The following is a 12,513-nucleotide window of genomic DNA, read 5'->3' on the forward strand; positions in this document are numbered from 1 at the left end:
TCCTCTGCCCTCCCGTCATCGCCCACCGCCCGACGAACCACCGCCCACCACCCCCGCCCCTCCGCGTCCCGAAGGAGTGTCACCCGTGCCCGCATCTCCCTGTGTGAGACCGAGAGTCCTCTTTCTGGCGCCCCTCGTCGTCCTCGCCCTGCTGCTGTCGGCCCTCGTCGCCCTCCCCGGCACGGCGTACGCGGCCGGCGACCCCGTCACCGACCCCATTCCCGAGCGGCCCGCCGCCTCCGGCATCGGGCTGACCGTCGAGGAGTACGCCGCCTTCCCGAAGACCGAGCCGCCGCCCGGCCCGGTCACCGATCCACGGCTCGTACGGCACGCCCGCATCAACTATCTGAGCGAACTCCCCGACCGGTCCGGCCGGATGGCCGTCCCCGACCTCAACGGCAAGCTGTACCTGGTCGAGGACGGCACCCCGCGCGTCTACCTCGACATCGCCGCCGCCTTCGCCCCGCAGTTCTTCGCCAGCCAGGGCATGGGCCAGGGCTTCGGGTTCGTCACCTTCGACCCCGGCTTCCGGCGCAACGGCCGCTTCTACACGGTCCACACGGAACTGGCCTCCACCACTACCGCCGTACCCGACTTCCGGCAGGCCGCCACGACGAAGTACCACGGTGTCGTCACCGAGTGGACCGCCGACGATCCCTCGGCCGACACCTTCCGGGGCACCCGCCGCGAGATCCTGCGCATCGGCTTCGCGGGCACGATCCACGGCATCCAGCAGATCGACTTCAACCCCACGGCCCGGCCCCACAGCCCCGACCGCGGCCTGCTCTACGTCGCCGTCGGCGACGGTGGCGAGGGCGTGCGCAACACCGAACCCCAAGATCTCTCCCTGCCGCACGGCAAGATCCTGCGCATCGACCCGCGCGGCACGAACAGCGCCAACGGCGAGTACGGCATCCCGGCCGGGAACCCGTTCACCTCCACTCCCGGAGCACTGGGCGAGATCTACGCGTTCGGCATGCGCGACCCACACCGCTTCAGCTGGGACCCGGGCGGCCGCCACCGTATGTACCTCGGTCACATCGGCGAGCACGCCGTGGAGTCCGTCTACGAGGTACGCGCGGGCGACAACCTCGGCTGGAGTGAACGCGAGGGCGCCTTCGTCTTCGACAGGACACCCGCCAACCCCTGCGAGCGGCTCCGCACGCTCCCCGAGGACGACGAACGGTACGGCTACACGTATCCCGTCGCCGCCTACGACCACGACCCGCCCGCCGACTGGAACTGCCGCTCCGATGTCGGCCGGGCCATCGTCGGCGGCTTCGTCTACCGCGGCCGTGACCTGCCCGAGCTGCGCGGCACCTACGTCTTCGGGGACCTCGTCGACGGACGTCTGCTCTTCGCGGACACCAAGGACATGCGGCGCGGCAGCGAGGAACTCGCCCAGCTGTACGAGCTCATGCTGTACGACGGGAGCGGCCGGCGCGTCACGATGCGGGATCTGGCCGGGGACACCCGGGTGGACCTGCGCTTCGGGCGGGACGCCGACGGCGAGCTGTATCTGCTGTCCAAGGCCAACGGGAAGATCTGGAAGGTCACCGGCACCCGCACGTTCGCCTCCTGCGACACCGACGGCTCCCGGCTCACCCATGTCATGGACGGTGCGAACTGGGCGCCGGTCACCCCGTCCAAGTGGCGGTTCCCGGGCCACGAGGCCGTTCTCGCCGAGGCCGGTGTCCAACGCCCGGGTCCGCGCCGCCCGTTCGAGTACGCCGTGCTGACCGCGGGCCGGGAGTACGGCGATGTACGGATCGACGCGGAGGTACGGATCGACACCCCCGTCGAGATCACCAACCGGGACGTGATCATCGTCTTCGACCACCAGTCGGACACGAGGTTCTCGTACGTCCATCTGTCCTCGGACAACTCCATCTATCCGCACAACGGCGTCTTCGTCGTCAACGACGCCGACCGGGCGCGGATCGAGGACCAGTGGAACGGCAGGACGGGCGCACCGCCCGCCATCGCCGACACCGGCTGGCACAGGGTGCGGGTAGTGCGCTGTGCGAGCAGCGGTGAGATCGCGGTGTACGTCGACGGCTCGAAGCGTCCGCTGATGACCGCCGTCGACTCCACCCTCGGCTCCGGCCGGGTGGGCTTCGGATCGTTCGACAACACCGGACGGCTGCGGAACCTGACGGTCTCGTCTCCTGAAAGACTCGGTTGAGTGAGAGCAGTTGCCCATGGATGGAACACCCGTCAACCATGGTTCGCGAACGCCTCTTTGTGCTTCTGCACGCCCCCATGGACACATCCTCCGAGGAGGCGACGGCGGCTGGACTGGGCAGGACATGACTCATGCATCAAGCCTGTGGAGCGTTCACCGTTTTACGTGTGCCGACTGAGGCAGGTGGTTTTCGATGAGCGGAACCTCGTCCAGAGCACCCGAGCGCGCATGGTCGGTGGGTACCGCGTCAGGCATGTTCCCGTTCCTCGGCTGCGGTATCGCGTTGCTCCGGCGGCCGCTGGAGTTTCTGCGTTCACTGCCCGCCCACGGCGATCTGGTGGAGATACGCCTGGGTCTCCAGCGTGCGTGGGTGGTGTGTCATCCGGAGCTCGTCCAGCGGATGCTGCGGGACACACGCACCTTCGACAAGGGAGGCCCGCTGTACGACAGGCTCCGCGCGCTGATGGGCGACGGCGTCGTCACCTGTCCCGCGGCGGAGCACCGGCGGCAGCGCAGGCTGGTCCAGCCCGCCTTCCGCCCCTCCCGCGTGGCGGGACACACGGAACTCATGGCCGAGGAAGCCGAGTCGCTGTGCCACGGTTGGTGGGCCGGGCAGCAGGTCGGCGTCAGCGCGGACATGCTCGCCCTGACGACGCGGGTGATCAGCCGCGTCCTCTTCAGCGACTCGCTCGACGCCGCGACGACCGCGGAGATCCGGCGCTGTCTGGCCGTCGTGGTCCGCGGCCTGTTCGTCCGCACGGTCATACCGATCGACGCCCTGTTCCGTCTCCCCACGCCCGCGAACCGCCGTTACCGGCACGCGGTCGGCCGCGTGCACGCGATCGTCGACGCGGCCATCGCCGAGCGCCGCCGGGGTGCCCCCCGCGACGACCTGCTGGGGACCCTGCTGGCAGCCACGCGGGGCGACGGCGAGGAAGCCTCGGTCACCGATCGGGAGGTCCGCGACCAGCTCGTCTCGCTCCTGCTGACCGGAGCCGAGAGCACCGCCCTGTGCCTGACCTCCGTGTTCAGCCTCCTGGCCCGGCATCCGGAGGCGGAGCGCCGCCTGCATGCCGAGGTCGACGCCGTTCTCGCCGGACGGCGACGGCCCGGCCCGGCCGATCTGCCACGGCTCGTGTACACGCGGAGCGTCGTCACGGAGACGCTGCGCCACTGGCCGCCCGGCTGGCTCTTCACCCGTGTGACCACCAGGGAGACGGACTTCGCCGGGTGCCGTCTTCCCCGGGGAAGCACCGTTGTGTACAGCCCCTACCTCCTGCACCACGATCCGGTGTCGTTCCCCGACCCGGACCGGTTCCTCCCCGAGCGCTGGCTGCCGGGGCAGGACGCGGGCGCGTCGCACGGCGCGATGATTCCGTTCGCCGCGGGCAGCCGCACATGCCTCGGCGACACGTTCTCCATGGCGGAGGCCACGGTGACCCTCGCGACCGTCGCCGCCCGCTGGCGCCTGCGCCATCTGCCCGGCCCCGTCGAACCACCGCGTCCCGCGGCGACGCTGGGGCCGAGGTCGCTGGTGATGACCTGCGAATCCCGCAACCGCGACAACACGAGTACCGGACTCCCGATCGGCAGGTGACAACGGTGTTGACGACACATGGGGACAGAGCGGAACCAGCGGTGGACCGGCACGGCGGAGGTACGGCTGACAGCCTGAAGGACCTGATCGACGACCGCCTCTACATGCCCTTCCCCTTCCTGAGGAACCGTCATGAATCCGAGGCGGCGGCGGGCGTCGAGGCGTGGCTGCGCACGTGGGGGCTGACCGACGAACCGGCGGTGGCGGCGATGATCGCCGGCACGCGCCCCGCCCAACTCGCGTCCTACAACAGCCCGGCGATGGACTCCGACGTCCTTCAGATCGTGGCCAACCAGATCGCCTACCAGTTCATCTTCGACGACCGAGCGGAGGAACTCGGCCGTCGGTGGCCGGGCCGTCTGCTGCCCCTGGTGTGCGAGAGCGTCGCGATCCTGCGGGACGGCGGGCCGCCCGTCACCGCCCTCGGGGCGGCCCTGGCCGACCTCCACCGACAGGTCCGGGAACGCTGCACACCCGCACAGGCCGCGCGCTGGGCCTGGCACAGCCGCGAGTACGTGCACGGCCTGATGTACGAGGCGGTCGCCCAGACGCAGCCCTTCCCTCTCCGGCTCGGGGTGTGCGGCTCCATACGCTCGCTCACCGCCGGCGTCGAGCCCTTCCACCCGCTGTGCGAGGCCGCCCAGCCGTGCGAACTGGCGCCCGAGGAGCTCCACCACCCCGTCGTACGGCGCCTGGGACGGCTGTCGGCCGACGCTGCGGTGTGGATACCCGACCTGTTCTCCGCGGTGAAGGAGCAGCGGGCGGGTGAGCTGATCAATCTGGCCCTCGCCTACCAGCGGGCGCACCGCTGCTCCCTGCCGGTGGCTGTCACGCTGGCCATCGGGCGGATCAACAGCACGATCCGCGAGTTCGAGAAGCTGTACGACGAGATCAGGCCGGAGTTGAGCCCGTCCGGCATCGGCTATGTGGACGCCATGGCCGGCTGGATCCGCGGGTGTTACTACTGGTCCCGCACGGTGCCGCGTTACGCGGGCGCAGGGTCGGCGTCCCACCGCTGACTGCACAGGGACGCCGGAGTCGGCGCATGTTACCCGCAGGGACGGGCCTCAAACCGCTCCGGTGGCTGATTCGCCCTTCCCTGTACTCTCATTTCTCCATACGACCAGCGACTGTCCACAAGAGCGTACGCTCTGCTGTCTTCCGAGGAGCGACGACAGGAAGCGATACGGCACATGGCGCCTGGGCTGCGGCAACCGATCACCGAGCACCGTCTGCTGCTGGAACGCCGACGGGAACTCCGCGCGCTCGACGCGGCGTTGGCGGATCTCAGGGACGCCGTCGGCGGCGTGCCGCGAGCGCGGCGCGCCGGGCTGCTCGCCTTCACCGGCTCGGCCGGGCTGGGAAAGACGACACTCATGGCGGAAGCACGCGCCCGGGCGGCGGCACACGGATTCACGGTGCTCTCCGGCAAGGGCGGCGAGCAGGAGCAGGAGCTGGCCTTCCGCGTGGTGCGCCAGCTCCTGCAGCCCACCCTGGCGGCCATGGACGAGCCCGGGCGCCAGGACGTGCTGGGGAGTTGGTACGACGTCGTCGCCGCCGCGCTCGGCCTTGAAGCGACCGGCACGGTACCGGACCCGGTCGGGGTGCGCGACGGCCTCGACTGGGTCATGACGCGCCTCGCGGTGATGAACGCGCCCGTCGTCCTGCTGCTCGACGACGTGCACTGGGCCGATGCCGAGTCCCTGAACTGGCTCGCCTCCTTCGCGCCACGGGCCGCGGACCTTCCGCTGCTGATCGTCCTCGCCTACCGGCCGGACGAACTCCCGCCCGAGGCGCGCGCCTTCCGCGCCCTCGTGGAACACCACGAGAACCGCCCGCACGTCCTGACGCCGCTCTCCGCCGCCGGCGTCGCCCGGATCGTCAGGAACGAGGTGGGTGAGGGTGCCGAGGACGCGTTCTGCGAGGAATGCTGGACGGTCACCGGCGGAAGCCCGTTCGAGGCGGTGGAACTCGCCATCCGGCTCGGTGAACGCCGGCTGACGGGCACCCGGGACGAACTGCCCACGATGCGGCATCTCGCCTCGGCCGTGAAGGGTCCCGGCCTGCTCGAACGACTGCACCGTCTCGACACGGCCACCGTCCGTTTCGCGTGGACGGCCGCCGTCCTGGGCACGTCCATCTCGCCGGAACTCGCCGCCACCATCGCGGTGGTCGGCAGCGAGGGAGCCGCCCGGGCGACCGAGAAGTTACGCGCCGCGCGGATCCTCGCGGACGCCCCCGGACCGGGTGGCAGCCTGGAGTTCGTCCACCCGACGATCGCCACAGCGATCTACCAGGACATCCCCGAGGCCCTGCGGGTCGGTCTGCACAACTCCGCGGCGGTGTCCGTCCGTGCGGCGGGGCTCGGCCCCACCGCCGCGGCCCGGCATCTGCTGGAGGTCCCCTCCGAAGGCAGGCCCGAAGCCGTCGAGTGCCTGCGGGAAGCCGCCCGTGAGTACCTCCGTGCCGGGGCTCCGGAAGCCGCTCGGCGCGTCCTGACGCGAGCGCTGCAGGAGCCGCCCCCTCCGGAGGACCGCGCGGCGCTCCTCCACGAACTCGCGAGCTCGACCTTCCTGATCGAACCCGCGGCCACAGTCACCCACCTCCGGGCGGCTCTGGCGGAGCCCGGCGTCGACCTGGACCTGCGCGCCTCCATCGTCTACCGGCTGACCCAGGCCCTGGCCCACCTCGACCAGGTCGCCGAAGCCGCGGCCGTGGCCGCCGACGAGGTGCGGCAGGCACCCCATCCACGGATCCGGCTGCGCATGCAGGCCGATCAGTTCGTATGGAGCGCGTTCCGCACGGACGAGCCCGACGCGTGCGCCCGCTCGCGCAGGCTGGCGCGGATGGCGGACCGGCTCACCGGCCGCCGCGTGGAGGAACGGTACATCCTGGGTCTGCGGGCCTGGGACGCCATGCTGCGCGGAGAGCCGCGGCGGACCGTCCTCACCTGTGCCGAGAAGGCGCTCGACGGCGGACTGAGCTGGACCGATGAGAACCGGGGCTTTGAGGTCCCCGTTTCGGTCGCCCTGGTCTTCATGTACTGCGACCAGCCACGACGCGCCGAAGAGCTGTTCACCGAGGGCCTGGCCCAGTGCCAGGCCAAGGGTTGGCGCGGCTCCCATCTGGCCCTGGGCCAGGCCCTGTTCGGCTACATCCGCTACCGGCGCGGCTGCCTGGCGGAGGCGGAGGAACTGGCACGCGAGGGCCTGCGCATCGCCGACCGGGTGGAAGGCGCCGTGCCCGCCCAGTGGTTCGCCGTGGGCATCCTCATCCAGACCCTGCTGGCGCGCGGCCGGACCGCCGAGGCACGCCGGCTCGCCGACCGCCACCGCTACGGCGAGGCGGTCCCGAAGGCCGTCATCTACCCCGATCCCCGCACGGTGTACGCCGAGCTGCTCCTGGCCGAGGGCCGGCGCCGGAAGGCCGCTCACCTGTTGTCCGGTGTCGGGGACTGGCTGGCGTCGAAGGGCTGGCACAACCCGACCTGGTGCCCTTGGCAGCTGAGCCTCGCCTCCGCGCTGGCCCCCACCGCTCCCGACCGGGCGATCCGTCTCGCCCGGGACGCCGTCAAGGCGGCCCGGGACTTCGGTGCCGCCTCCGCGATCGGCCAGGCGCTCCGCACCGAGGCCGAGGTGACCGGCGGTCCGGCGGCGCTCGGCCTGTACGCGGAGGCGGTCGATCAACTGGAGCAGTCACCCGCCTCGTACGAACTGGCCCGCGCGCTGGTCGGCCACGGCGCGGCGCTGGCCCGCAACGGCCGCCTGCAGGAGGCCGCGGACCGTCTGTACCGAGGCCAGGAAGGCGCCGTCCACTGCGGTGCCGAAGCCCTGGCCGCCCGGGCCAGAGAAGAGCTCTCGGCGGCGGGACTGCGGCCGTTACCGCTGCGCTACGCGCAGACGGACACCCTCACCGCGCAGGAACGCAGCGCCGCCGAAATGGCGGCCCAGGGGCGCCCGGCAGCGGTGGTCGCGAAGGAACTGCGCCTCAGCGAGCGGGGGGTGACGCGGCTGCTGTCCTCCGTCTACCGCAAGATCGGCACCGATGCCGCGGGCCTCTCCAGGGCCCTGGAGAGCTTTCCCCGCCCCCGACCGTGACCCTCGCTCGGTCTCGTGAGCGCGGCCCGCTCCGCGCGCTACACCCGTGGTGTCACGTTCGGTCAGCCTTCACGAGGCCGGCCGGGGTGGAGATCGGGCCACCACCGTCCGGGTTCCGTGGCCCTCCGGCGAGTGCCACGCCTGATTGCTCATCAGTCAGGGCTTGACGCGTAAATGACAAGCTGGCTTGATGGCTTCATGGGAGCGCTCCCACCTTGCGAGGGAAGGGACCATCATGCGCAGCACCCACCACTTACCACCGCGGAGTCTCTCCGTGCGGATCGTTCCGTTTCTCGGCTTCCTGGCCGCCTTGCTGCTGGCCGTCGGGGGACCGCTCGCGCCCCGCGCCACAGCCGCGGACCCCGCGGCGAGAGCCGTACGCATCATGCCGCTGGGCGATTCGATCACCGGCTCGCCGGGCTGCTGGCGAGCGGTGCTGTGGAACCGGCTGCAGAGCACCGGCTACACGGACATCGACTTCGTCGGCACCCTCGGCCCCCAGGGCTGCGGACAGCCGCACGACGGGGACAACGAGGGCCACGGCGGCGAACTGGTCACCAACGTGGCGGACCAGAACCTCCTGCCGGGACGGCTGGCGGCCACCTTGCCGGACATCGTTGTCATGCACTTCGGCACGAACGACGTCTGGAGCGCCATCGCACCCGACCGCATCCTCGCCGCCTACTCCAGGCTCGTGGAGCAGATGCGGGCCTCCAACCCGGACATGAAGATCGTCGTCGCACAGCTCATCCCGATGAACCCCGGCAGTTGCACGGCCTGCGCCCAGCGCGTCGTCGACCTCAACGCCCGGATCCCCGACTGGGCCCGGACGACGAGCACCGACCGCTCGCCCGTGACCGTGGTCGACCAGTGGACGGGCTTCAGCACCGCCACGGACACCTACGACGGCGTGCACCCCAACGCCTCGGGCGACGACAAGATCGCCGCTCGCTGGTACCCGGCCCTGACCTCACTGCTCGACTCGGGCACCCCGGGAGATCCCGGAGACCCGGGCGACCCGGGCGATCCAGGTGACCCGGGCGGCGGTCAGCCCTCCTGTGCCGCGTCGTTCCGGGCCCCCTCCGTCTGGCAGGGCGGCTACCAGGGCGAGGTGACGGTGACCAACACGTCCACGTCCCCCGTCGCGGGCTGGACCGTGACCGTCGCGCCGGCCGGCGGCGCCCGTCTCGGCCAGATCTGGGGCGGCACCCTCACCACCACCGCCGACGGCACGGCCACCGTCACCAGCGCGCCGTGGAACGGCACCCTCGCACCCGGTGCGAGGACCACCTTCGGCTTCATCGCCAGTGCCCCGGCAACGGCCGGCACCCCGTCGGCGACTGTCACGTGTACGGCGCACACCGCTTCTTCCTGACGCACCGTCACTCATCTCATCCCTTGGGAGCCGCCATGAGATCCCGCACCCGCACCGCCCCACGAGTGGCCGCCGTCGTGGCCGCCCTCCTGAGCCTGCTCGTCCCCTTGCTCTCCTTCGCCACGCCCGCCCAGGCAGCGGCCACCGGCCTCCACATCAGCAACGGCCGTCTGCTGGAAGGCAACGGCAGTGATTTCGTCATGCGGGGCGTCAACCACGCCCACACCTGGTACCCGAACCAGACGCAGTCGCTGGCCGACGTCAAGGCGCTGGGCGCCAACACCGTGCGGGTGGTTCTCGCCGACGGCCATCGCTGGACCGCGAACAGCGCCTCGGACGTGGCGAACGTCATTGCCCAGTGCAAGGCCAACCGGCTCATCTGCGTCCTGGAGGTGCACGACACCACCGGCTACGGCGAGGACGCCGCGGCCGGGACCCTCGACCAGGCGGCCGAGTACTGGATCGGTCTGAAGAGCGTGCTCGCGGGCCAGGAGAACTACGTCATCATCAACATCGGCAACGAGCCCTGGGGCAACACCAATCCCGAGGGCTGGACCGATCCCACCATCGCCGCGATCAAGAAGCTGCGGAACGCAGGCTTCGAGCACACGATCATGGTCGACGCTCCCAACTGGGGCCAGGACTGGCAGGGCGTCATGCGCGCGAACGCCCAGTCCGTCTATGCCGCCGACACCACCGGCAACCTGATCTTCTCGATCCACATGTACAGCGTCTACGACACCGCGGCAGAGATCACCGACTACCTGAACGCCTTCGTCAACGCGAAGCTCCCCATCCTCATCGGTGAGTTCGGCGGTCCTGCCGACCAGTGGGGCGACCCGGACGAGGACACCATGATGGCCGCCGCCCAGCAGTTGAAGCTCGGCTACCTGGCCTGGTCCTGGAGCGGCAACACCGACCCGATCCTCGACCTGGCGGTCAACTTCAATCCCAACCAGCTCAGTTCGTGGGGCCAGCGCGTCTTCAACGGCGCCAACGGCATCGCCGCCACCTCGAAGGAAGCCACCGTCTACTCCTCGGGCGGCGGCGACACCACTCCCCCGACCGCTCCCGGGACACCGACCGCCTCCGCTGTGACCTCCTCGTCCGTCAGACTGACCTGGACCGCCGCCACCGACGCGGCAGGCGTCACGGGCTACGACGTGGTTCGCGTCAGCGGCGGGAACGAGACCGCGGCCACCAGCACGGCCACCGCCTCCGCCACCGTCACCGGCCTCACCCCGTCCACCTCCTACACCTTCGCCGTCTACGCCCGCGACGCCGCCGGCAACCGCTCACCGCGCTCCGGCACGGTGACGGTCACCACCGCCTCCGGCGGATCCCCGGCGTCCTGCGGCGTCGGCTACCGGGTGGCGAACGAGTGGTCCGGCGGTTTCCAGGGAGAGATCGTCATCCGCAACTCCGGCAGCACGGCGATCGACGGCTGGACGCTCCGCTGGACCTTCCCCGACAGCCAGCGCATCACCAACCTGTGGGGCGGCACCGTGACGCAGAGCGGCGCCGAGGTCAGCGTCGCCTCCGCCTCGTACACCGCGACGATCCCCGCGGCGGGCTCGGTCGCCCTCGGCTTCACGGCCACCCGCTCGACGGCCAACGCCAGCCCGGGCGCCTTCACGCTCAATGGCTCCACCTGCTCACTGGCCTGACCCCGGCCGCCGCCGTCCGGCACCATTGATCACTCACCCGCGCAGGCATACCTTTCCCTGCATGACGAGGATTCGGATCGGTGTGATGTACGACCGCGACTGGGCTCCGGAGGGGTTGCCCGGATTCGCACGCGAGGTCGAGGCCCTCGGAGCGGACGACCTCTGGGTGGTCGAGGATCTCGGGTGGCCCGGAGGGGTGTCGGCGGCGTCCGTCGCGCTCGCAGCGACGGAGCGCCTGCGGGTCGGCATCGGGATCATGCCCGCGCCGCTGCGCAGTCCGGCCTTGCTGGCGATGGAGGTGGCGACGCTGGCACGGGTCTTCCCGGGTCGGCTCGTGGCCGGGATCGGGCACGGGGTGCCGGAATGGATGGCCTCGGTCGGCGTCGCGGCGCGGTCGCCGCTCGCTCTGCTGGAGGAGACGATCAGCTCCGTACGCGCCTTGCTGCGCGGGGAGCGCGTCGAGCTGGACGGCCGGGAAGTACGCCTGGACGGTGTCGAGTTGGTGCACCCGCCCGCGGAGCCACCGCCGCTGGTCGCGGGTGTGGTGCGCCCCCGCTCGCTGGAACTGTCCGGGCGGGTCGCGGACGGCACACTGATCGCCGAGGGGCACGGGCCGCGTGACCTGGAGAGCGCTCGGGCCCTGATCGACAAGGGCGGTGCCGCTGCCGACCACACGCTGACGGTGTTCGCCTTCTGTTGCGTGGGCGACGACGCCGACCAGGTGACGCGGGCGCTGCGGCCTCATGTCGAGGGCCAGGGCGCCTGGCTCGGCCGCCCGGCCGAGCAGGTCTTCACTGTGTCCGGCACAGCCGTGGAGACCGCCGGACAGGTCCGCGAACTCGCGGACGCAGGCGCGGGCACGGTCGTGTTGCGGATGGCCGGCCCCGAGCCGGTACGGCAACTGGGGGCCGTACTCAAGGCCCTCGGGCAGTAGGAGGGCCCAGGAATTGCCTGCAACTCTACGCGAAAGCGCTTTCCGCATCCGACACGGGTACGCCTCGCCGCCAGGGGTACCTCGGGCCACATGACTGACATCGACCTCACAAGCGAAGCATTCAACGATCACTCCTTCATCACGCGGCGGTACGCGTACGAGGGCGAGAACGTGTCCCCTCCGCTGACGTGGAGCGGCGCGCCGGACGACGCGGCAGAACTGCTGCTGATGTGCGAGGACCCGGACGCACCCTCGGGCACCTTCGCGCACTGGATCGTGGTGGGCATCGATCCCCACAGCGACGGCGTGGGCGCCGGGCAGGTCCCCGCCGGTGGTACCGAGCTCGTCAACGGCTTCGGAGACCAGGGCTGGGACGGACCACATCCGCCACCAGGAGACAAAGCGCACCGGTACTTCTTCCGGCTGTACGCCCTGTCGGAACCGTGCGTGCTCCCCGACGCGCCCAGCGCCGACCAGGTGCATCGGATCATCGAGAAGCGGCAGCTCGCGAGCGGCACCCTCGTGGGGCTGTACCAACGCTGAACACCTACGCGGCCGCACGCCGCTGCTCCGCGCCCGCCTCACGGAACCGACACCGACGGATCGGGCCCGCACGTAGGCAACCGGCGTGCCCCGCATGGACGTTGGCCACTTCGCC

Annotated in this window: 8 protein-coding genes; all 8 read left to right on the forward strand. The window is 70.9% G+C overall.

All coding sequences use genetic code 11. The features are described from left to right. Positions 1 to 85: 85 nt before the first annotated feature. The 8 genes from IE262_RS03425 to IE262_RS03460 all read left to right on the forward strand — a co-directional run bounded on the left by IE262_RS03425 (position 86) and on the right by IE262_RS03460 (position 12,398). Complete coding sequence (locus IE262_RS03425; protein WP_229877076.1) at positions 86 to 2,185, forward strand: PQQ-dependent sugar dehydrogenase; 2,100 nt, start codon at positions 86 to 88, stop codon at positions 2,183 to 2,185. 253 nt (positions 2,186 to 2,438) lie between these two features. After that, complete coding sequence (locus IE262_RS03430; protein ID WP_229877077.1) at positions 2,439 to 3,782, forward strand: cytochrome P450; 1,344 nt, start codon at positions 2,439 to 2,441, stop codon at positions 3,780 to 3,782. A 5-nt stretch (positions 3,783 to 3,787) separates the two neighbouring features. After that, positions 3,788 to 4,801, forward strand: coding sequence for a (-)-alpha-amorphene synthase (locus tag IE262_RS03435; RefSeq protein WP_229877078.1), 1,014 nt, complete (start codon positions 3,788 to 3,790; stop codon positions 4,799 to 4,801). Between the two features lie 174 nt (positions 4,802 to 4,975). Continuing rightward, complete coding sequence (locus IE262_RS03440; protein ID WP_189871138.1) at positions 4,976 to 7,879, forward strand: ATP-binding protein; 2,904 nt, start codon at positions 4,976 to 4,978, stop codon at positions 7,877 to 7,879. Between the two features lie 235 nt (positions 7,880 to 8,114). Beyond that, entirely contained in the window at positions 8,115 to 9,254 is a 1,140-nt protein-coding gene (locus IE262_RS03445; protein WP_189871140.1) for a GDSL-type esterase/lipase family protein, read from the forward strand. Between the two features lie 35 nt (positions 9,255 to 9,289). After that, positions 9,290 to 10,921, forward strand: a complete 1,632-nt coding sequence (locus IE262_RS03450) for a cellulase family glycosylhydrolase (RefSeq protein ID WP_189871142.1) — start codon at positions 9,290 to 9,292, stop codon at positions 10,919 to 10,921. A 61-nt stretch (positions 10,922 to 10,982) separates the two neighbouring features. Beyond that, on the forward strand, positions 10,983 to 11,855 hold the full coding sequence (locus IE262_RS03455; protein ID WP_134030692.1) for an LLM class flavin-dependent oxidoreductase: 873 nt from the start codon (positions 10,983 to 10,985) through the stop codon (positions 11,853 to 11,855). A 90-nt stretch (positions 11,856 to 11,945) separates the two neighbouring features. After that, positions 11,946 to 12,398 (forward strand): YbhB/YbcL family Raf kinase inhibitor-like protein, encoded by a 453-nt coding sequence (locus IE262_RS03460; protein WP_134030695.1) that lies wholly within the window; start codon positions 11,946 to 11,948, stop codon positions 12,396 to 12,398. Positions 12,399 to 12,513: the final 115 nt, after the last annotated feature.

Source organism: Streptomyces bluensis (assembly GCF_014650715.1).
Taxonomy (GTDB): Bacteria; Actinomycetota; Actinomycetes; order Streptomycetales; family Streptomycetaceae; genus Streptomyces; species Streptomyces bluensis.